A 22,717-nucleotide genomic window follows, 5' to 3' on the forward strand; every position below is an offset into this window, starting at 1 on the left:
TCAATATGCCCGCGAAATCTGATCCATGCATCACGTAGGAATCCGTTTAGGGCGACTCGGGAAAACCCGTCACGTCACAAGAACCGAAATAGGCTCGGTTAGGAGACTTTGGTCCGGTGTTGACCGGCACTGAGGATGAGCATGATGGCGGCATTGGCGGTGAGGATGTGGGGGTATGAAATGACCCCGCCGGGCGGTGTCCGGCGGGCTCGGTGGTGTTCAGGGTGTCGCGGTGGTGTTTAGTCTGCCGTGACGTCGGCGATGGCTGTGCGGGTGGAGGATTCGTCGACGATGGCTTTGGTGGCGCTGAACGCGGCGACGCGGGCTTGTAGCGCGAGGTTGTTGGACCGACTTAAGGAAATACAGCAGAAACAGCACCATTGAGACCATCGATAATCCAACGGGCACGGCCGAAAACAGGACTGTGCGGCCAGCTGTCGCCATCGTGCGGATGAGGGCTTCTGCGCGGTCGACGCCATCGGCAACCTCGTCGCGGAACCGGGCGTCGGTGTCCTCGCCGGACGGCACTTTCGTCGGCGGCTCGTTCGCCCGGCAGCCCTCGGCGGCCACGGCGGTCAAAGACGGTAGTGCGTTCCTGACCGTCGTCAGCACGACACCGCTGTTCTCCAATGCTTCTCAAGCGCAGCTTGATCGATTGCATGCGGTCAGGGGGGGTGGCGTATTCGCTTCTGGCTCAGCGTTGATTGCGCGCATCGCGGTGATGGCGTCTAGCGGGTTGATGCGGTTCAGACCACGCATCACAAAGCTGGCACTATTCAGTGACGCTATGTGGGCGGCGCGACGACGCCCCGGACGTTGACGTCCCACCAGATCGCAATCTCGCCGACCCTCTCGGGCGCCCGGCCGAACAGATCGGTGAAGAACGCGATCATCGCCTGCCATGCCTGCATCGGCCCGACGATCACGTGGCGCACCTCCGCGAACCGGAGGGTGGCGGCCACCTGTGCGCGAACTTCTCCCCGTGCGACGAGCGAGGTCTCGCCGTCCTGGATCGCGAGCATGATCTTGGATAGCCGCGTAGCCGGCGGTCCCGAACTCGTCCGGCCGTCCGGCTGCGGCATGTACGCGTATGCCTCAGGCATCCGGAGCCCATAGTCGGCCTGCGCCGCCCACACCATCGGCGCGGCCTGGCCCCCGTTGATGAAATACGGTGCGACCAGGACTGTTTCGGTGGGCTCGATGTTGTGGCTGGACCACGTTCGGAAGAAGGCCGGCGTATAGAACGGCTGCCGTTGGAGGGGAGCAGGGAGGATCAGGACGAGCGCCGCGACCACAGGTAGCAGCCACCGCGCCGCCGGTCGCGGAGCCAGGCGAGTTGCCCGGCCGATGACGATCGCGACGATCACCGCAACCGCCAACCAAGCAAGCAGCGTAAAGCGGCCCGGCAGAACATGTTTGAACAGCGGCAGCTTCCCGAAGAGCAGCCACGGAAGAGGTACGGGCAGAGCCTCCTTGCCGATGTGGAGCCATGGCCCGAGCGAGAGCACGAAGAGCAGCGCCTCGGTAATGCTCGCAACGCGGATCCGGAGGTCGTTCCACTGCCGAACGGCCACGACCACCAGCAGGACAAGTAGCGGCAGGCCGAGGTAGCCCGTCGCCTCGTGATAGAGGCCGCTGAACTCGCGCGACACATGTGTCGCCGCGTCAGGGGCGATCAGCTGGTATGGCGTCGGAACGACGAGGTTCACCAGGTCGGTCGAGTACGTCTTGGGATCCTGGACAGGCTCGTTGATCCGTTGCGGTCCGAAGAACTGGACCGCCAGCGGCCAGGCCGCGAGCATGAGGAACGTCACTGTGGCGGCCGCGAGCGCCGGGAAGATCCGGGCAGCTCCTTGGCGGCAGCGCGCTCGAATCCGCCCGTCGCGGCGCGCGACGGCCATGACGCAGACCAGCGCTACCGCTGCCACGACGCTGGTGGCAAGCGTCTCTTCGTTGGTCAAAAGCTGGGCGGCGCTTAGGATTCCAAGCGCAACCCCAGCTTGCCACGGCGGCCGGCGCCGCCTCACCAGCAGCTCGTCGATGACGAGCAGGAAAAGCGGCGGAACCCAGGCCGTGGCGAGGTTCAGGTGCAAGGCCGCGTGGGAGGCGACGTATGGCGAGAATGCGTAGACCGCGCCGCCGACCATCGGGCCGAGGCCGTCACCGGTCCAGTGTCGGATCGCGAGCCAGGCGGTGAATCCGCTGACGGCGATGCCGACGACCATAAGGACGTTGAACCCAAAGATTGGGCCACCGATCTTCGCCGGGAGCCAGCCCAGGAACCCGAGGAGCGTCATCGAGGTGTTCCACATGAGGTTCACGCCGTCGGGCGCACCGATCTGGGTCGTGAAGAACGGATTGAGGCCATTTGCGAGCGCGTGGGGCGTCCACCCGAGATACCAGATCGCCTGCTCCTGGTCGCAGCAGTTCCCCGCCCAGGCCGACGTTGGGTCGCTCCAAGCGCCGATCGTGAGGACGACGGCCCCGAGAAGGTAGACAAGGAAAGCCATGAGCCCAATCGCCGACCGGGGTGGCGATATTCGCGGCCGGGTTGACACTAGACCTCCTTCCGCGCGAACGCGATGTGCCTGTCGTGCCGATGGTCTTCAACGGCGGGGCAGGAGTCAACGGCTCCTGATTCGAGGAGCTTGATCGGCGGAACGCCTAGGCACCCTTTCTCGCCGGTATGGAATTTCGGTGCACGGTACGAATCTCGAGAATTCGAGTACTTGACCACGTAACGTTTGCCGCGGTTACCAGTCGTCGGCCTGTTCTGAGAGGAAGCGATTGTGGGACATTTTGCGTCGTTGCCGCCGGAAGTCAATTCCGCACTAGTGTTCACCGGTCCGGGTTCGGCGCCGATGTTGGAGGCCGCAGCGGCCTGGGATGGGTTGGCTACGGAGTTGGGGGCGGCGGCATCCTCGTTTTCGTCGGTGACCTACGGGTTAGCGGGTCAATCGTGGCAAGGTGTGGCCGCGGCGGCGATGGCCGCTGCAGCGGCTCCGTACGCGGAGTGGTTGAGCACGGCCGCGGTGCGAGCCGAAGGGGCGGCGAGTCAAGCGCGCACGGTGGCTGGTGTTTTTGAGGCCGCTCAAGCAGCGACGATCCATCCCATGCTGGTGGCGGCCAACCGGAATGAGTTTGTGCAATTGGTGCTGTCAAATATATTCGGGCAGAACGCGCCAGCGATTGCGGCTGCGGAGTCTGTATACGACGAGATGTGGGCTCAGGATGTGACCGCGATGGTCGGCTACCATGCCGGCGCATCGTCGGCGTCCGCGGCGTTGGCGCCATGGCAACAGGCGCTGCAACACATCAACTTCGGCATCGGCAACAAGGGTGACCTCAATCTGGGCAGCGGGAACACCGGCAACCAAAACCTGGGCAGCGGGAACACCGGCAACCAAAACCTGGGAGGCGGGAACACCGGCAACCAAAATCTGGGCGGCGGGAACTTCGGCAACGGTAACTTCGGCAGCGGCAATGGATTTGGTGTTACCGAAGTCGCGTCCAACTTCAACCGGGGGAACGGAAACTTCGGCGACGCCAACTTCGGTAACGGAAACCTCGGCAACAACAACGTGGGCTCCGGGAACCTTGGCCACGAAAACTTCGGCTATGGGAACCGCGGCAACGCCAACTCGGGTGTCGGAAACCTCGGCAACCACAACATGGGCTTCGGGAACAGCGGCAGCAACAACGTAGGCTTCGGCAACCACGGTGAGGATAACTTGGGATTCGGGAACAGCGGCAAATTTAACCTCGGCTTCGGAAACACAGGCAACAACAACATAGGTATCGGGCTCACTGGCGACAATCAGATTGGCTTCGGTGGGCTAAATTCGGGGAGCCAGAACATCGGATTCGGTAACTCGGGTACCGGGAATATCGGCTTCTTCAACTCGGGCACCGGAAACGTTGGCGTGGGAAATACGGGCCACGCCAACACTGGAATCATGAACTCAGGCGACATCAACACTGGCTTCGGGAACTCGGGCTCCATAAATACCGGCTTCGCGAACGGGGGCGACGTCAACACCGGCTGGCTCAACTCGGGCCGCGAAAATTCCGGTTTCGGCAACTCGGGTAGCGTCAACACGGGTAACTACAATGCTGGCCTTTCTAACACCGGCGACTTTAACTCGGGCCCGTTTAACACCGGTAGCTTCAACTCAGGTCTAGCTAATTCAGGCTCATTTAATGCCGGCGACATGAACACTGGCATGGCAAATTCAGGCTCCACCAATACCGGCGCCTACAATTCGGGTGACCTCAACACCGGGTTCGGCAGTGTGGTCAATCAAACGTCCGCCAACTCGGGCTTCGGAAACAACGGCACTGGGAATTCGGGTTTCTATAACGTTGGCGAAGGGAACTCAGGCGTCCAAAACACGGGAATACTGCAAGCCTCGGGATTCGGCAACAACGGACAGTCGGTCTCGGGCTACCGCAACCAGGGCGTGATAACGTCGGGCTTTTCGAACGTGGGCTTAGGCACTCCACTAAGCTTCGTGTCGGGCGTTGGGAACAGCGGGCAGGTGCTGTCGGGTATCGGCAACGTTGTTACCACTATTGTGCTTCAAAACGCCGCATCGGGCTTCTTGAACTCCGGAATCCAGAACTCGGGCCTCCTCAACGCCGCCAACTTTGTCTCGGGATTTTTTCACCGTTAGGCCCTGCCGCCTCATCCCGCGCCAAACAGGCATGCAGCGTCTGGCGCCACAATCCGGACACGCTCAACTCCCCCATCGAGGGAGCCTCAAGGTTCAGCTGAAACACCGTCAACTAGCCGTCGCCCTAAATCCCAGTGCGCGACATATATTGAGGCCTACCGACGTCTGGCGCCGACAGAGCAGCGTGGCGCTGGCGAACGACCACGACTACCAGCAGGACGAGCCGCGGCAGACCGACATAAGCAACCCGCCTCTCCCTACTCAGCCCGATCCGGCCTCCGGCGACGGCTACGCGCACCTACCGCTCGCACCGAATAGCAGCAGCCCGCCGGACCCGCCCGTGCCGCAAAAGCAGCCTGAAAACTCAAGACAATCTCAATGACCTAGCAACCAACGGCCGCTCGTGGGCATGGGCGGCGCGGGCGGCAGCAGCAATTCCATCACTGGCAAACCCGTTGGGCAATTTGGCGAATCCGATGCTGGAGCCGTCCACCAACGTCGGATCCATCACTGCTGGTATCTTCGATGCCCCTGCACGTCTCCACTTTCGGGGTTCTCAGCACGGGTCATGGCCCGCTCCACCGATAGTGGGTGCACCCTGATCGTGAACTTCTCGGCGATTGCCTCTGCCAGCCGCGAGAGAACCCGAACGTGGCCGCGGTCTGCGGGACAGGGGCGCTGTCGACCCGCACCCGTCGAGCATCTCGTATTTTGACCCATCCCGCAGTACGGATGCGGGGAGCGAGGCACGATCCCCAGCTCCGACTCCGGGTCAATCCGTGCCGGCTCCACCGTGCACAAATGGGTCCAGCTGGCACCGAAATCGAACTCATCGACGAATTGCTCACCCAGTGCCAGTGTCGACAACACCGCCACGGCGCCGTCGTGATGATGCCCAGGTCGAAGTCATCGAACACGGTCTGGCCGATCAACCGGCCATCGCCCAACTCGAACTTGTACAAATGCGAACGGTCCCAGCGGGCGAACGCGGTGTCGATGGCGTCAGCGAGCTGGCTGAGCTGGTGGGAACGGGCGGCGAGGATCCGACCAGGGCGAGGCCCAATACTGCTGACCATGACCGTTGATCAGATCCACCCAGATCGACAACCACGTCCGCACCGCGACTAGCCACACTGCCAGCTGCTACCCAATACTCAACTGCCACAACAGAATTGTCCGCAGAACCACATCCATAGGCCAGCGTCACGCCGGTATCGGGGCTGCCCGCAGCCAACCCCGGTAGCAGATGACCCGCGGGGGGCAGGCTTCGTCGGATTGGCTTGAGGACGCGGAGACGCGACGAGCGGCTTCCAGAAGCGCTTCGGCGGCGCATCTCGATCACCTTACTTAGGACATTTGCTTAGTGCCCCGTTTCGATTCCGAGATGAGCCACGATTTCGGCTTCGGCGTCGTGGACCCGCCAACGGGTAGTCCGCGAGACCAGCAGGATACTCCGAAATTTCGGAAAGCGACATCCTATGTTGTCAGGACCTGTTACACATATGCTTACGTGGTCTGCACGCCGAACCTCGAGAACAACCCCTGTCTGCCGAATGACGCTTAATACCTGCCCGCCGTCCGACACCGAGGATGGCATTACTTAACCGCACACAAGGACGGGATAGTGCAAGAAATGAACACTGTCGCGATCGGCTCGCTTCCCGGTCCTACGAGCACGCGGCTGAGTTCGCACCTGAGTGACCCGCATAGCGGTCTACGGGCACTCACCGAGACAACCGGCTCGGCAGTGGTCGTTCATGTCGGCGGTGACATTGACGCGAGTAACGAGGTCGTATGGCAGCGATTGATCAGCAGGAGCGCCGCAATCGCCATCGCGCCCGGACCATTTGTGGTTGACGTTCGCGACCTGGAATTTATGGGGTCGTGTGCCTATGCCGTGTTAGCTCAAGAATCGGTACGGTGTCGCCGTCGCGGCGTGAGTCTGCGGCTGGTCACCAATCAGCCGATTGTGGCCCGCACCATTGCCGCGTGCGGGCTGCGCCGCTTGCTGCCCATGTATTCGACGGTCGAGACCGCGCTGTCCCCGCCTTCTAACGCCCAATAGAGAGTCGTCGCTCCTCAGCCTTCGGCGCCGGCCAGCCTGACCACCTCACGCGCACAACCCCAGGACAACGCGACGCCATCACCGCCATGCCCGTAGTTATGAATACAGCGGGCCGTACCTATCTCCTCGACCTGAACACGCACAGACGGCCGATCCGGTCGTAAGCCAGTGATCGTTTCGACCGCTGTCACTTCGGCCAGCCGCGGCTCTAACCGGCGGCAGTCGCACAGGATGCGTTCGGTCACCGCAGGATCTGGGGTGGTGTCCCAGCGGTCGGGAATCCTGATACCACCGCAAACTACGCGCTCGGGATGGGGAAAGTAGCAGGCCCATTGCGGGTCGTCGGTGCGTTCCACGAACATGTCGGTCAAACCCGGGTTGGCCAGCACAACATGCTGGCCGAAGACCGGCCGAAGCGTGTCGTCACCGGCCAACTCGCGGGCCCCGAGCCCGGCACAGTTGATCACGATTGGGGCGGTATCGGCGGCCTCGGCCAGCGACCGTATCGGGCGAATCTCGATGTCACAGCCGGCCGCAGCAAGTCGCCTGGTCAGATAGTCGAGATAGCGCGGCATGTCGATCATCGGCAAGGTGGCGTGAAAGCCGACGCGGAAGCCCATAGGCATATGGGCGGGGTCAACGGCGTGCAAGTCGGGTATTAGGTCGGCACCTGTCGGCGCAGTGTCGACCTCGAGCGCCTTGCCTGCGATGAGTGCGCGTGTCATCTGCACTCCGGTTGTCGGATCATTGGCCAGCCGACGAAATTCGTGCAGTGACTGTTTCGTCCACGACAAGGTCTTAGCGACCGGTTCGTGGGCCCGCGGCGCCCACACCGCACCGGCCACCGCCGAGGTGGTCTGCTGGGGAAGCCGGGCCGTCCACAGTCGTACCGGCCAACCGGCTTCGGCCAAGCAAAGACCCGCTGTCAGCCCACTAACACCGGCACCGATGACGAGTACTTGCGGCAGGCCGTCAGCCACAGCAGCCGCAAACCGAACCCATAGTCACTCAGGACCGTGGTACTTGCTGGTCATTCGGAGCGAGCAGCCCGTTGAGGATGCCAAGAGTCGTTTGCAGCTGCGCCCCGGCGGCGGGTCCCGGGAGGTCGGTAGACGCGGCCGCGTCACTCGTGATCTGCCAGGGTTGGCAACCGGTCGTCTTGAACGCTTTGTCGCCGGCGTCGATTTGGACCACCTGCGGCTTCTTGCTCATGGCGTTGTCGATGAGCGCGCCGTCAGGATTTGCCATCCGTTTCCAATAGCAGGTGCCGTCGCCGACCGGCCCGGCCGAGGCGTACGTACCGGGCGCGATATCGGTGCCCACGGTGTAGGTGCCGTCGTGGTCAATGGTCGTCTTGGGTGTGGGTGCCGGCGTGGTTTGTGGATCGGCCCCGGCCATGCCCGCCGATCCCGCCCAGCCCGCGAGCAGCAGGCCCGCAGCGACAACGCGGGCCGTCATAGGTGCCGATACCGTAGAGCGCATAGAACAGCAGCCTACCGACGCTCGCGACCTATTTCGACTAATCAGCACATGACATTCGCCGCTAACGGCACGGCAGCCAGCTAGACGCTTACGGCACCAGCACGACCTTGCCGATGTTTTCCCGCGACGCCAGGATCCGGTGGGCTTTGGGCGCTTCGCCGAACGGCACGACCGCATGAACGATCGGCGAGACCGTGCCGTCGTCCAAAGCCTGGCGTAGCGGCGTAATCCAAGGCTCGAGAGTGCCGCGGTCGTCCCACAGCCGCAGCATGTTGAGGCCGATCACGGTCTTTGACTCTTCGAGTTGCTTTATCAGGTTGAAGCCGCGCAGCATCGACAACGCATGGGGGAGCACCCGGCGCAGCGAGCGCTTCTCGCCCTGCTGCATGTTCGAGATCCCGTAGCCGACCAGCCTTCCCCCGGGGCGCAGCAGATCGTAGGACCGCCGCAGCGAGGTACCGCCAAGTGCGTCCAGCACCAGGTCGTACTTGCCCAGCCCCTTCCACCAGCCATCGCGGCGGTAGTCGATGGCGCGGTCCACGCCGAGCTCGGCAAGCTTCTGGTGTTTTCCCGGGGACGCGGTGCCGTGCACTTCGGCACCAGCGGCCTTGGCGAATTGTATGGCCGCAATGCCGACCCCGCCGGCCGCGGCGTGAATCAGCACCCGCTCGCCGGCACGCAATGACCCGTAGCCATGCAGCGCTGCCCAGGCCGTGGCGTAGTTCACCGGAACGGCGGCGCCCTGTTCGAAGCTCAACCCGTCGGGCAGCACTACCGAATCGCTGACCGCAACGTTGACGATTTCGGCGTAGCCGCCGAATCGTGTTCCGGCCAGCACGCGTTGGCCAATGCGGTTTTCCTCCACACCGTCGCCGACAGCCTGCACCGTTCCGGCGACCTCGTAACCCACCACGGCCGGCAGTTTCGGCGCATCGGGATATAGGCCGACGCGGGCCAGGTGGTCGGCAAAGTTCACGCCGGCGGCGCGAACGGCGATCCGCAGCTGGCCCGGTCCGGGTGGCGCCGGGTCGGGGCGTTGCTGCACCTGCAGCACCGACGGGTCGCCGTGCTTGGTGATCACGACTGCGCGCATTGTGTTCTCCTCTGGACTCGTCGAGATGGTCGAGCGGAACTAATCGCCAGTCAGTTTCCGCGCGCGTCCGGGGCGGCGATCGCCCGGGCGATCCATCGGGCAGATCTCGATGACCATGGGCGAATCGTACTGACACGCCCGGACCGGTGCGACTACCTTCCTCGTTGTGCACTACAACTGGGAGCAGCTGACGGGCAGTGTGCATCGCTGCCGGCTGCCGTTTTGTGACGTCACGATAGGGCTGGTACGGGGCAGCAGCGGAGCGCTGCTCGTGGATGCCGGCACCACGCTAGTCGAGGCAGCCGCGATCGACGCCGATGTCCGCCAGATCGCTGGATGCTCCGTGTCGCATGTTGTGTTGACGCACCAGCATTTCGACCATGTGTTGGGTTCCTCGATGTTCGCCGGTGCCGAGATCTACTGTGCACCTGAGGTTGCCGAGTACTTGTCGTCGGGTACCGACCGGCTGCGCGAGCACGCGCTGCGCCACGGGGCGGATGCCGAGGAGGTGGACCGCGCCATCGCGGCCTTGCGGGCACCGCAGCACACGATTTATCACGCCGCCGTCAACCTCGGCGATCGCATCGTGGCGATCACCCATCTCGGACACGGTCACACCACCGCGGATCTCGTCGTGGTGGCCCGCAGCCCCACCGATCAGCACGACCCAACGGTGGTCTTCACCGGCGACCTCGTCGAGGAATCCGCCGATCCCTTCATCGACGCCGACTCTGATGTGGGGGCGTGGCCGACAACGCTTGATCGATTACTCGCGCTCGGCGGAGCCGCCGCCGTCTACGTACCGGGTCATGGGAAGGTTGTCGACGCGAAGTTCGTTCGTCGCCAACAAGCTTGGCTGCGAACGCAGGCGGGCTAGCAACTCCGCTGGCCGCGACCTACTTTGCCGCACCGGCCGGGTGGCAATTGTGGTCGAGTGCCCCTCGTGCTGGGCTGAGCATGATCAATACTGTTGTGCTGCAGCTTCTTCCATGCGCAGTCAAGTGATTACCGGTGCGGGTGCCACAACCTCGACGACACCGAAGTTCGTCAGCCATGCCGTCCGGTAATCGCTCCACACCGGCGTCAGGCGGCCCCGGCCGGTGCATCGCGGCTCATAGTGAACGCACCGCTGGGCTGAGGCGGCGTGCGCGGCCGCGTCGACGACAGTGACCGATAGCAGCATCTCGACGGGCTCTGTCGTGTCGAGCGTCAGCAGTAGGGTGGTGCCGGTGATCTGGTAGTGCGCGATCGCGCCGCCGCCGAGGTCTTGCTGACCACTAGTCCCGGTTAGCTCATTGCCGTCGAGTTGCCAGTTGACCTTGTAGTCGGGTGCGAAACCGGTTGCGACAGCATCGAATCGACCTTGTGCGCGCATCTGGCGAACGATGGGCCCAACGAACGTGCCGATGCGTCGATCGCTAAGCGGCAACGCGAGAATGGCCTCTTTGATGGTGTCGACACCTTTCACCGACGCCGGGGTGGACGCCATCGCACGGACTGCCTCCCGCATTTCGCGGCACGGATCGTGTTGCGTCCCGGTGACGACCGCGCCGGTTGCCGTCGTGACGTGGCCCAGGCCGGCACGCAACACGGGCGAGGCCACGAACGCCGTCGACCCAGCCTGGGCGACCTCCCCATAGTTGCCGAAAACACTTGGTGGACAGGTGAATCCACCTACGATCTGCACCGTCGCGAGCGCTTTCTCCCAGGTGACGTAACGCATGCGGATGTGGTCGAGCGTAACCTCAACGGCCTGAACGGCCGCCCACCGGCCTTCATTAGTGCGCACGGCGTAAATGCGCAGCGATTCCTTGAACGGGTTACCAGTCAACAGACCGAATGGGTCGATGGCAGCCAGGTCTGCCAGGGTAACCGGGTTGGGCGCGTCGTAGGCGTAGCCGTAAACGGCCGCGCGGAACAGGCCGTCGAAATCGCGCAGACCGGTACGGGCCCAGCGGGCGCCGCACACCGCCGCGACGGTGCGGTCGAACGGGCCACCGAGCACCGCGAGGTCGCCACTGGGCAGATCACGAGCGCCGACTCGACCGCTGTCGAGGTCAAACGCCGAACCGTTGGGCACCACCACGCTGCCGGCGGCACGCACCGGGGCAGTGTCAACGACCTTGATCCGGCACCCGATCTGCACATCGTCGATGTGGACATCGCTGAAAATCAGGTTGAATCCCACCGCCGGGATGTTTACCGGGACCAGGAGCTGGTTGAGCGCGTCGGCGATATGAGCGGCGACGCTGTTGATGGTGCCCTCAATGACCTCTTCGGCGATGTACATGATTAGCGGGACCAGCACCGCTCCGACAATCACATAGATGACCGACGGCAGCAGCGCCCCGAGCAGCGCGCCAATCACCGCACCGGCCACCCAGCAGTACCAGGGAATGTCAACGTCGACGGTGGGATCGTCGGCCGCAACCTTCACCACCAGCTGCCCGCCGGCAACCGCGATGGTGATTTTCGCCCCGACCGTACCCGCGGCCGAGTAACAGAAGCCGGACTTGGTGATCTTCACCTGAACATGCAGCGCCCCGTCGTCGCCCGCGGTGATCGACAAGCCGGTCAGGTCCACCTCGTTGTCCTCGTCGATGCGCACGGTACGAGTGAGCCGACAGTTCGTGAAGGCGCCGAGTTGCAGCGAGTTGTCGATCATCGGGCTGATGACCCGGCATATCCAGCCCATCGACGCGACAATGCCCGCGTTCCCGCCCCCGGAGATGAAACTCTGGGTGAATGCGGACTTGTCGCCGGGACTGCCGCCCCCGAACGTGACCAGGAACGCGGACGCATCTTTATCGGCGGGTGAGGTGTCGTCGACGATGTGCACGTCGGCGTTCTTCATCTGGGTGTTAACGCTCGTGGCATGGTCCACCGGGAAGGGCACCAACGGGATCAACTTGACATTCTGTCGCAGGAAGGCAGCGAACAACCCATTACGGCCGGGGATCGGAAACCCCGCTACCGTAATCTCGGTCAACCACAGCTTGTGCTCGAGATCGATTCGCGCCAAGTCGATTCCGCTGGTGCTGGTGTCCATGTCGACACTCGCGACGATGCGCAGCGTCCCCAGTGCACCGGCGTCGCCGAGCAGCACGTGAATGTCGATGACGTCGGCGGCGCCGGCCGGGAGGCCCCCTGGCCGGTCGAAGGCAACCGTCACCGAGAAAGGTGTGGCCGGGTCAAGATGGATGCCCAGGCCACCTAGGATGGTGCCCAGCAGGAAGCCGCCGGTGTCGAACACGACACTGAGTATTTGCTGATATGCCTGTTCGGCGAACTCGATGACGAGGTCATAGCCGTGGGTCTGCTCACCGGACATCGGACTTACCCGCTTTGGTCACCTCGGGCCCGCCGGTGAAGCGAATGTTGACCCGCGCGGTCACAACCTGCCCGTTGGGCAGCCGGAACGACCGAGGACGATGCAGGTCTGGGGCATCTCCGGTCAATGCTGCCGACTTGAGGCGCTGCTTGATGATCGGCGGCACCTCGATCTTGCACGCGGTCAAGGTGGCTAGCGGATCGGCAGCGAACTGCCGGGCGATATCGGGATTCGTCAGTGCCGCAAGGATTGTGCGCTCTGACTTCTGTAATTCCCCGAACTCGGCGCGCAGGCGCGGGCCGAGTCGATCGACAACTGGGCCGAGACCTGTGGCGCTGGTATGGCTCGGCTGCTGAGGCTGGTTGGACGTCATCTGATGACGTTAGCGCTGAAACGTCGCCGCAAGGAATACGGAAGGTATAGGGCTATCGCGGCCGTCGGACCAACTGCGCTGGTTACCGGTGAATTTCCGGTTTGGCCCAGGGATACACTTCTGTCCGTTAGGGGATTCGGGCGCACAAAGGAGCGTAGGCCCATGGCTATCGCCGAGACCGGCACTGAGGTCCGCACACCATTCGAGCACGATGTCGCAGAAACGCAGCGATACTTCGATAGCTCGCGCTTTGCCGGGATCACCCGGCTCTACACCGCCCGACAAGTCGTAGAGCAGCGCGGCACAATTCCCACCGATTACACGGTGGCTCGCGACGCGGCGGCAGCTTTCTACGAGCGCCTGCGCCAGCTTTTCGCCGAGCATAAGAGCATCACCACTTTTGGCCCGTACTCGCCGGGGCAGGCCGTGAGCATGAAGCGGATGGGCATCGAGGCGATCTATCTCGGTGGCTGGGCAACCTCCGCCAAGGGTTCCACCACTGAGGACCCCGGCCCCGACCTCGCCAGCTACCCGCTGAGCCAGGTGCCCGACGATGCCGCGGTGTTGGTGCGCGCCTTGCTCACCGCCGACCGCAATCAGGAGTACCTGCGCCTGCACATCAGTGACCAGCAGCGCGCTGCAAGCCCAACGTATGACTTCCGCCCGTTCATCATCGCCGACGCCGACACGGGTCACGGCGGTGATCCGCACGTGCGCAACCTGATCCGCCGATTCGTCGAGATCGGCGTGCCCGGATACCACATCGAAGACCAGCGCCCGGGCACCAAGAAGTGCGGCCATCAGGGTGGCAAGGTCTTGGTGCCCTCCGATGAACAGATCAAGCGGCTCAATGCCGCCCGCTTTCAGCTCGACGTCATGCGGGTGCCCGGTATCATCGTTGCGCGCACCGATGCCGAGGCGGCCAACCTGATCGACAGCCGCGGCGACGAGCGCGACCAGCCCTTCCTGCTCGGCGCCACCAACCTCGACCTCCCTTCCTACAAGTCGTGCTTCTTGGCCATGTTGCGGCGCTTCTACGACTTAGGCGTCAAAGAACTTAATGGGCATCTGCTGTACACGCTCAGCGAGGACGAATACGCGGTAGCCAACGGTTGGCTCGACCGCCAAGGCATCCTGGGCCTAATCTCGGATGCCGTCAACAGCTGGCGGGACAACGGCCAGAGGTCAATCGACGACCTGTTCGACCAGGTGGAGTCGCAGTTTGTGGCTGCTTGGGAGAACGACGCGGGGCTGATGACCTACGGCGAGGCCGTGGCCGAAGTGCTCCAGTTCGGCGAGAGCGAAGGCGAGCCCGTTGGCATGAGCCCCGAGGAGTGGCGGGCGTTCGCCGCGAGTACGTCGCTTTACGCTGCCCGGGCCAAGGCCAAGAAGTTGGGCGCCGATCCCGGATGGGATTGCGAACTGGCTAAGACCCCGGAGGGCTACTACCAGATCCGCGGCGGTATTCCGTATGCGATCGCCAAGTCATTGGCCGCAGCGCCGTTCGCCGACATCCTCTGGATGGAAACCAAGACCGCCGATCTCGCCGATGCCCGGCAGTTCGCCGAGGCGATCCATGCCAAGTTCCCCGACCAGATGCTGGCCTACAACCTCTCGCCCTCGTTCAACTGGGATACCACCGGCATGACCGACGAGGAGATGCGGCAGTTCCCCGAGGAGCTGGCGAAGATGGGCTTCGTCTTCAATTTCATCACCTACGGCGGACACCAGATCGACGGCGTGGCCGCCGAAGAGTTCGCCACCTCGCTGCGCCAGGACGGCATGCTCGCGCTGGCGCGTCTGCAGCGCAAGATGCGCCTAGTCGAATCTCCGTACCGCACGCCGCAGACCTTGGTGGGCGGACCGCGCAGCGACGCTGCCCTGCAAGCCTCTTCCGGACGCACCGCGACCACCAAGGCCATGGGCAAGGGCTCGACTCAGCACCAGCACTTGGTGCAGACCGAGGTGCCGAAGAAACTGTTGGAAGAGTGGCTGGCGCTGTGGAGCGATCACTACCAGCTCGGGGAGAAGCTCCGCGCGCAACTACGGCCCCGCCGTCCCGGCTCGGATGTGCTAGAGCTCGGAATTTATGGCAGTCGTGACGAGCAGCTGGCCAATGTGGTCGTCGACCCAATCAAGGATCGGCACGGGCGCAGCATCCTTCAGGTGCGCGACCAGAACACCTTCGCCGAGAAGCTGCGTCAGAAGCGGCTGATGACCTTGATCCACCTTTGGCTGGTGCATCGATTCAAGGCCGATGCTGTCTACTACGTGACGCCGACCGAAGACAATCAATATCAGACCGCGAAGATGAAATCGCATGGCATCTTCAGCGAGGTCTATCAAGAGGTGGGCGAGATCATCGTGGCCGAGGTGAACCGCCCGCGTATCGAGGAATTGCTGAAGCCCGATCGGGTGGCGTTGCGGCGGTTGATTACCAAGGAAGGGTAGTCGCAGCCGGCGCTCGTGTGCGGATGACTCGACTTGGCAGCATCGTGCCAGTCATGGGGGTGGTCGTGACGGCGTGCTCCCTCTCGCCTATGGCCCGTTGCCGGTGCGGAAGAAGCCCGCGAGCTTTTGACCGACGTTCTTGAACCCCGAGTCGAAGGCCGCCGTCAGGTGGCCAACGGTGCTCGTGTTGTAGTAGCCCGAAACCGTGTTGCCGAAGTTGGTCACGCCCGACGCCAGTTGACCGACATTCTGGTAACCGGAAAGCCCACCGGCCAATAGGTTCGGCACCTGGTTCCAGTAGCCCGAAATGCCGGCCCCGACGTTCCCGTAGCCCGAGCTGCTGCCGGCGCCGGAGTTGAAGAAGCCCGACGACGGGCTGCTGGTGAAGTTTGCGAAGCCCGGGGTGCCCCCGATTGTGATGGGGATATCTGCTGGTCCGAGTCCACCGGTGAGGTCGATATTCAACGGGAATCCGGGAATGCGGAAGCCGGGGATGGTGAACTGGTTTGTACTGCCGCTGAGCGGGATGTTCAGACCGAACTGGTCGATGCCGAACCCGCGGATGGTGAACTCGTTCAGGCTACCGCTTAGCGGGATGTCCAGACCGAAGCGCTGGATAGAGAAGCCAGGAATGGTGAAAGCGTTGGTGCTGCCGTTCAGCGGGATATCAAGGTTGAACTGGCCGATTTGGAAGCCGCGGATGGTGATCGGGTCGATGCGACCATTCAACGGGATGCTCAGCCCGAACGGATCAATGGTGAAGCCCGGGATGGTGAAGGAGTTGGTCGCGCCACTCAACGGAATGGCCAGGTTGAAGGCATTGATTGTGAAACCCTGGATGCTGGACGCGAAGGTACCACCGGCCAGTGTCATACCGATCGTAAAATCAGCCAAGCGGACGGGCCCGATGCTGCCGACGAGTACCGGGATGACTCCGGTTACATCGCGAAGGTCTACCGCAAGTGTGCTGATGCCCAGGTGCACAGGTATCGCCAGGCCGACAGACACGGGGATTTGGGGAAGCGGCAGGGACGGAACGCTGATGGGTCCGATAAGGCCAGCGGCGTTCAGATTCAGCGGAATACTCGGAATGGTGATGCTGGGCACCCTGAGGGGGCCGATACCACCTCCGGCGTTGAGTTCCAGTGTGATTGTCGGAGTCGAGATGGTGGGTATCGTGATCGGGCCGGCGTCACCATCTTCGAGGAAATTCAGCGGAATGCTCGGAATTGTCAGGTCCGGTACCCGAATTTCGCCGATGCCACCGATGGCGTTGAGATCCATCGGGATCGCCGGGATCGTAATGTCCGGCACTCGGATGTTGCCGATGCCACCGATGGCGTTCAGATTCAGCGGGATCGCCGGAATCGTAATGTCGGGCACCACGAGGTCGCCGAGGCCGCCGGATACTTGTAAGCCCAGCGGGATGCGGGGGAGGTTGAGTGTAGTTGAGTAGCCGATCAAGCCTTGCATGTTTCCTCGCCACAAGAAGCCATTGCTGTGGTTGCCCGAGATCAGCGCACCGGTGTTGACATTGCCAGTGTTGGCGATGCCGGTGTTTACATTGCCAATGTTGAGGAAGCCCGTGTTGGTGTTGCCTGGGTTAATGTCGCCGGTGTTGAAGCTGCCGGCGTTCAAATTTCCGGTGTTGTAACTGCCGATATTGGCCATACCGGTGTTGACGCTGCCGGCATTGAACAAGCCGGTGTTAGCGATGCCGGTATTACCAAGGCCGGTGTTGTAGTTGCCCGAGTTTCCAATGCCGAAGTTTCCTGTACCCGAATTGAACAAGCCGATGTTACCCGAGCCGGAGTTGCCGAAACCGATATTGGCCGTCCCCGAGTTAAAGGCACCGAACCCAACCTGGTTGTTGCCGGTTAGACCGAACCCGATGTTTCCGGTGCCGGTATTGCCGAAACCGATATTGCCGTTACCGAGGTTGGCCAAGCCAACGTTGTTGCTGCCGATGTTGGCAAAGCCGATGTTGTTTAGGCCCGCGGTCAGGCTTGGACCGGCGTTCGCAAACCCGAAATTGTTGCTGCCGACGTTGCCGAAACCGACGTTGGTGCCGCCCAGGTTGCCGAAGCCAAAATTGCTGCCGCCGAGGTTTCCGGCACCAACGTTGTAGCTGCCGACGTTGCCGTTGCCCGCATTGAAATCGCCGAGGTTGGCACTGCCCAGGTTGAGGCTACCCTGGTTAGCCACCCCGAAGTTAACCGTGGTGCCGACCGCGCCCCCGCGGAAGAACCCGGCCAGGTGGTCACCTACGTTCCCGATGCCGGAGGTAAAGGCCGGCGTCATCGCCCCTAACGTGCTGGTGTTAAACAAACCTGAGACGGTGTTACCAAAGTTTGCCACTCCGGAAGCCAGCGACCCGACATTGAGGTAGCCCGAAGCCGCACCCACGTTCCACCAGCCCGATGCGCCCGATCCTACGTTGCCGAAGCCCGAGGCGCTCCCACTACCGCTGTTGAAAAAGCCAGATGATGGCGTGACGGTGGAGTTCCCAAAGCCGGGGCTGCCAGCTAAATGAATGGGGATGCTGATCGGGCCCAGACCACCGGCGGAGTTAAGCCCCAATGGAATTGCTGGGATAGTAATCGGCGGCGTGGTCAACGGCCCGATAGTGCCGCCCACGTTGATCCCTAACGGAATCTCGGGAAGCTGATACCCATTAGCAAATGCCGTGACCGGACCAATGCCGCCACCTGCGTTGATCCCCACCGGAATTCTCGGAATTGAATAACCATCCGGTCCGAACAACGTAATGCCAGCCGGCCCGCCGATGCTACCATGCACATTAATTGATAAGGGAATAGTCGGAATCGTGAATCCGTTCGGGAATAGGGTGAACGAATCGAGACCGCCGGTTGCATTGATCGACAAGGGGATTTCTGGAATTGTGTAACCGTTCGGGAACACGGTAAACGGACCAATGCCTGATTGTGTCACGCTAACACTCAACGGTATTTGGGGAAGGGTGAAACCATTCGGAGAGAAGAAGGTGGCGGGCCCTATATTACCATTTACTGTGACCGGCCCTAGGTCCAAGAATACCGTACCCGGACCGATAGTACCATTTCCCGGGACAAAACCGAGAATCTGGAGATTGGCGTTGATTGGGTGGATAAGTATGTTATATGTTTGTTTCGCACCACTTGATAGCGCTAAACCAATTGAATTGAGAGTAATAGGTGGAAGGGTGATTGGGTTAATCAATGCACCGGAACTATTGATATTCAAACCAATTAGCGGAACAGTGATTGGCGGCACCGTGATAGCGCCGACTACAGCTTGCGTACTTTGAATATTGAGAGTAACTGGTGAAACAGTGATCGGCGGCACCGTAATCGGCCCCGCTATGGCACCAGTGCCAGCAGTAACGTCCAATCTGATCGGGGGAATAGTGATCGGGGGCAAGCTAATCGGGCCGACACCGGCACCCATACTATTGATCCCCAAATCAATTCGCGGAACAGTGATTGGCGGCACATCGATTGGGCCGACCAAAGCTCCTGTGCTATTGATACCCAAACCAATCTCGGGAACAGTAAGCGACGGAACAGTGATCGGGCCGACGCCGCCAAGACCGTTGAGGTCCAATCCGATCCTGGGGATAGTCAGTGTGCCCGAGTAACCAATCAGCCCTTGATAATCTCCGCGCCAGAAGAAACCATTACTGTAATTTCCCGATATGAACGCACCAGTATCAACATTGCCCGTGTTACCCAATCCAGTATTGAGGTTGCCGGGGTTGAAATAGCCGGTATTTGAGTTACCCGGGTTGAAGTCACCTGTATTGAAGCTACCGAGGTTGAAGCTACCCGAGTTGTAGTTACCAATATTGCTAATACCCGTGTTGGCTATCCCGACGTTGAAGAAACCTGTGTTAGCTTCGCCGGAGTTGCCGATGCCTGTATTGTAACTGGTGCCCGAGTTGAACAAGCCGATATTTCCGGTGCCCGAGTTGCCGATGCCAATATTTCCCGTGCCCGAGTTGAACAAGCCGATGTTTCCGGTGCCGGAATTCAGACCTCCGAAGCCTTGCAGGTTGTTGCCGGTGAGTCCGATACCAACATTTCCATTGCCAGTATTTCCGAATCCGATGTTGTGGTTGCCAGCGTTCCCGAAGCCGATGTTGTTGCTGCCGGTGTTACCGAAGCCGAAGTTGTTGAGGGCCGCGGTCAGCCCAGGCCCCACGTTTCCAAAGCCCACATTATTGCTGCCAAGATTCCCAAAGCCGAAATTGGTCCCGCCGAGATTTCCCCACCCAAAATTGAAGCTCCCCAGATTAGTGTTACCGACATTGTAGTTACCGGAATTACCACTGCCCGCATTAAAATTACCACGGTTGGCGGCACCCACATTACCAAAACCGACGTTTGCAAAACCGAGGCTTAGGTTGCTCATCACGCTGGGAAAGCTCGACACCGCCGCCGGGGCGGCAACCGCCACGGCGGCAGGGGCGCCGGCTAACTGCGCCGGCAGGCCCGCCAGACCCGGCAACAGCGGGGTGAATGGCGTTAGAGCCGATGCGACCGCTGAAGCACCGGTGTGATAGGCAGCCATCGCCGAAACATCAAGCGCCCACATCTGCTCGTAAACGCCTTCCAGGGCGGCGATGGCTGGAGCGTTCTGCCCGAATAAGTTGGAAACTACCAAGGACACCAACTGATTACGGTTCGCCGCAACCAGTGCCGGCTGCACCATTGCCGACCTGGCAGCCTCAAACTCAGTTACTATCGCGCCGGCTTGCGCCGCCGCTCGCTGGGCCTGGACAGCTGCTGCTGAAAGCCACCCAAGGTACGGCGCCGCAGTGGCCGCCATCGCTGCGGCTGCTGGACCTTGCCAAGACCCACCCACCAACCCTGACGTCACCGATCCAAAACCGGCTGCCGCCGATGCTAATTCCTGCGCCAAGCCGTCCCAGGCCAGCGCTGCTTCTCGCATTGGTCCCGATCCGGCACCAAGAGAAATAAGGGCCGAATTAATTTCTGGCGGCAACACTGCAAAATTCATTGCTTCAACTTCCTAGGCCAGTCGCGCTTTATAAACCTCGACTGAAGCGGTTCATGAGCGTTTGTAGCGCCCAAAGCTACGCGGCCCCATCGCTAGCCGTGTGGAGGTGATCTTAATGTTGCCGGACCGTTACCTAAACGTTATATCTAACGTATAGCTTGTAAACTTTTTGTACATTAGTGCGTACGAACTCCGTCGATAAGGCGGCTGACGCCGAGTTCAGCGTACGCAGGTCCGCGCCTGAAGTTAGAACTTTCGCGTGGCTGAGGTCCCGCTTTGATGGGGCTGGGATTTGGTGTTCTTGCCGGTATCCGGTGAGTCAGCGCCGCGGTTCCCCGCTCAGCGAGTTCTGCCGGGCTTCACATCCTGCGGGCCACTGCGCGCCCGTCATGAACGCGAGCTCAGCTGCCACGCGCCATACCGTAGCTGCCCGTCGGGGCACATCGGCCAGGCAGTCACCACCAAGCGCCAGCGTGAACGCCCGATACCAGCAAACTCGTGCCGATCAGTCGCAAGGGGCTTCTCTTTTGCCCTCGACACGCGTCGATACGGCGGTATTGCGGGAAGCATGTGTCCTGATTATGCGCTACGCGCTGGCTGCGCGGCGGCGCCAAGAACGTCTCTACGACCCGTGACGCCGCTGTCCACAACACGCAATCGATAGCGTTGTGCGCGAGCGGCTCGATCAATCCGCCACCGACATCAGCGCCCCAAATCAAACAAAAGCATCAACTTGTAAAGAAGTTGGGCATTGTCGGCGATAAATGTCACATTAAGATAACGGAATCATCTCATTTACATAAATGGTACGTCTCATGATTCTGATCGCCGTAGGGTCGTAGCGCTGCCGGCCGATTTGGGACGTCGAGACTAGAAGGCTTGGTGCGGTGACATTTTCGACGCGGCCGGCGGTGAGCTGCTTGGGATCGAGAGCCTAAGGGCGCTGAAGTTTATGCATCAGCACCCGGTAAACCGACCGGCCAGCTCTTGACGCGCGCATGCGCAGCTCGAAGTGACTCGGCTGCACTGACGGAAAGGGCTAGCTATGTCGTTTGTGATCGCTCTGCCGGAGATGGTCGCTGCCGCAGCATCGGAACTTTCCAGCATCGGGTCGTCAATCAGCGCCGCCAACTCCGCCGCAGCCGTCTCGACCACAGAGGTGCTGGCGGCCGGGACTGATGAGGTATCAGTGCAAATCGCGGCGTTGTTCGGCACACATGCTAAGGAGTATCAAGCGCTCAGCGCAGAGGTCGCAGCGTTTCATGACCGCCTCGTGCAGACCCTCAGGGTCGGTGCAGTCTCCTATGCGAGCGCAGAGGCTATCAATGTTGAGCAGATTCTGCTGAACGCGGTCAACGCGCCCGCCCAGACATTGTTGGGGCGTTCACTTATCGGCGACGGCGCCAATGCGACGACGCCAGGTGGCAATGGCGGTCCAGGCGGACTGTTGTTCGGCAACGGTGGCAGCGGCGCGCCCGGCGGGGCCGGCCAAGCGGGGGGCTCGGGCGGATCGGCGGGGCTGTGGGGTCACGGTGGCGCAGGCGGCGCTGGCGGCATCGGCGGAGCGAGAGGCGGCGCCGGCGGCAACGGCGGGGCGTTGTTTGGAACCGGCGGCACCGGGGGGGCCGGCGGTGTCGGGGGCGGCACCGGCGGCATCGGCGGTAATGCTGGACTATTGTTCAGCGCCGGCGGAACCGGCGGGGCCGGGGGTACCGGCGGCGGCACCGGCGGCATCGGCGGCAACGGCGGGACGTTGTTTGGCGCCGGCGGAACCGGCGGGACCGGCGGTATCGGAGCCGGCACCGGCGGCGCCGGCGGCAACGCCGGGCTATTCGGCACGGGTGGAGCCGGTGGAGTAGGCGGGGCAGGAACTGCGGGTACTGCTGGCGCCGGTGCTGGTGGTCCCGGTGGTACCGGCGGCGCCGGAGGGGCCGGCGGACTGTTCACGGCCGCTGGTACAGGTGGGGCTGGCGGGACTGGCGGTGCTGGCGGGGCCGGTGACACAGGCGGTGGCGTTGGCGGCATAGGGGGAATCGGCGGCGACGGCGGGCCCGGAGGTCGCGGGCCACTGCTATTCGGCGCTGGCGGACAGGGCGGCGTTGGTGGAGCTGGCGGGTTTGGTGGAATCGGAGGGGTCGGCGCCGACGGTAGCGTTCCGGGCCAAGCCGGCAGCGGCGGCACCGGAGGCATAGGAGGCAGCGGAGGCGCAGCCGGCCAAGGCGGGCCTGGA

Annotated in this window: 13 protein-coding genes and 2 pseudogenes; 6 read left to right on the forward strand and 9 right to left on the reverse strand. The window is 62.2% G+C overall.

Features of this window, described 5'->3' with window-relative positions:
- Positions 1-239: 239 nt before the first annotated feature.
- The 3 genes and pseudogenes from F0Q45_RS29320 to F0Q45_RS14075 form a co-directional block, all read right to left on the reverse strand.
- Positions 240-344, reverse strand: a pseudogene (locus tag F0Q45_RS29320) (ExeA family protein); the annotation flags it as partial.
- A gap of 4 nt (positions 345-348) precedes the next feature.
- Positions 349-504: pseudogene (locus F0Q45_RS29325) on the reverse strand (MMPL family transporter); the annotation flags it as partial.
- Between the two features lie 281 nt (positions 505-785).
- Positions 786-2,510: a hypothetical protein gene (locus F0Q45_RS14075; RefSeq protein WP_149654528.1), complete on the reverse strand. Its 1,725-nt coding sequence runs from the start codon at positions 2,508-2,510 to the stop codon at positions 786-788.
- A gap of 276 nt (positions 2,511-2,786) precedes the next feature.
- On the opposite strand from F0Q45_RS14075, the gene F0Q45_RS14080 reads away from it, so the two are divergent.
- The 3 genes from F0Q45_RS14080 (at position 2,787) to F0Q45_RS14090 (ending at position 6,738) form a co-directional block, all read left to right on the forward strand.
- Positions 2,787-4,673: a PPE family protein gene (locus F0Q45_RS14080; protein ID WP_149654529.1), complete on the forward strand. Its 1,887-nt coding sequence runs from the start codon at positions 2,787-2,789 to the stop codon at positions 4,671-4,673.
- Positions 4,674-5,530: 857 nt separating this feature from the next.
- Complete coding sequence (locus F0Q45_RS28635) at positions 5,531-5,758, forward strand: hypothetical protein (RefSeq protein WP_223163909.1); 228 nt, start codon at positions 5,531-5,533, stop codon at positions 5,756-5,758.
- Between the two features lie 548 nt (positions 5,759-6,306).
- On the forward strand, positions 6,307-6,738 hold the full coding sequence (locus tag F0Q45_RS14090; protein ID WP_149654531.1) for an anti-sigma factor antagonist: 432 nt from the start codon (positions 6,307-6,309) through the stop codon (positions 6,736-6,738).
- A 14-nt stretch (positions 6,739-6,752) separates the two neighbouring features.
- On the opposite strand, the gene F0Q45_RS14095 is transcribed toward F0Q45_RS14090, so the two are convergent.
- From F0Q45_RS14095 to F0Q45_RS14105, 3 genes are all read right to left on the reverse strand, one after another.
- Positions 6,753-7,718 carry an FAD-dependent oxidoreductase gene (locus tag F0Q45_RS14095; protein WP_149654532.1) on the reverse strand — a complete coding sequence of 322 codons (966 nt, stop codon included), beginning with the start codon at positions 7,716-7,718 and terminating at the stop codon, positions 6,753-6,755.
- Between the two features lie 28 nt (positions 7,719-7,746).
- Complete coding sequence (locus F0Q45_RS14100) at positions 7,747-8,220, reverse strand: hypothetical protein (protein ID WP_149654533.1); 474 nt, start codon at positions 8,218-8,220, stop codon at positions 7,747-7,749.
- 88 nt (positions 8,221-8,308) lie between these two features.
- The gene (locus F0Q45_RS14105; RefSeq protein WP_149654534.1) at positions 8,309-9,313 is read right to left on the reverse strand and encodes a synaptic vesicle VAT-1 family membrane protein; all 1,005 of its coding nucleotides are present in this window, start codon (positions 9,311-9,313) and stop codon (positions 8,309-8,311) included.
- A 166-nt stretch (positions 9,314-9,479) separates the two neighbouring features.
- Between F0Q45_RS14105 and F0Q45_RS14110 the strand changes: the two genes are divergently transcribed.
- Positions 9,480-10,190 (forward strand): MBL fold metallo-hydrolase, encoded by a 711-nt coding sequence (locus F0Q45_RS14110; RefSeq protein WP_149654535.1) that lies wholly within the window; start codon positions 9,480-9,482, stop codon positions 10,188-10,190.
- A gap of 120 nt (positions 10,191-10,310) precedes the next feature.
- Here F0Q45_RS14110 and F0Q45_RS14115 read toward each other — a convergent pair whose 3' ends face one another.
- Together F0Q45_RS14115 and F0Q45_RS14120 are read right to left on the reverse strand one after the other, a co-directional pair.
- Positions 10,311-12,644, reverse strand: a complete 2,334-nt coding sequence (locus tag F0Q45_RS14115) for a hypothetical protein (RefSeq protein ID WP_149654536.1) — start codon at positions 12,642-12,644, stop codon at positions 10,311-10,313.
- Entirely contained in the window at positions 12,634-13,017 is a 384-nt protein-coding gene (locus F0Q45_RS14120) for a hypothetical protein (RefSeq protein WP_149654537.1), read from the reverse strand. Before F0Q45_RS14120 ends, F0Q45_RS14115 begins: the two co-directional genes overlap by 11 nt.
- Positions 13,018-13,179: 162 nt before the next feature.
- Between F0Q45_RS14120 and aceA the strand changes: the two genes are divergently transcribed.
- On the forward strand, positions 13,180-15,468 hold the full coding sequence (gene aceA, locus F0Q45_RS14125) for an isocitrate lyase ICL2 (protein ID WP_149654538.1): 2,289 nt from the start codon (positions 13,180-13,182) through the stop codon (positions 15,466-15,468).
- Positions 15,469-15,555: 87 nt separating this feature from the next.
- On the opposite strand, the gene F0Q45_RS14130 is transcribed toward aceA, so the two are convergent.
- The gene (locus tag F0Q45_RS14130) at positions 15,556-20,487 is read right to left on the reverse strand and encodes a PPE family protein (protein ID WP_149654539.1); all 4,932 of its coding nucleotides are present in this window, start codon (positions 20,485-20,487) and stop codon (positions 15,556-15,558) included.
- 1,045 nt (positions 20,488-21,532) lie between these two features.
- Here F0Q45_RS14130 and F0Q45_RS14135 point away from each other — a divergent pair.
- The coding region (locus tag F0Q45_RS14135) for a PE family protein (protein WP_149654540.1) at positions 21,533-22,717 on the forward strand (1,185 nt) is incomplete at its 3' end.

Origin of the sequence: Mycobacterium simiae (assembly GCF_008370645.1) — a bacterium.
GTDB classification, from domain to species: Bacteria; Actinomycetota; Actinomycetes; order Mycobacteriales; family Mycobacteriaceae; genus Mycobacterium; species Mycobacterium simiae_A.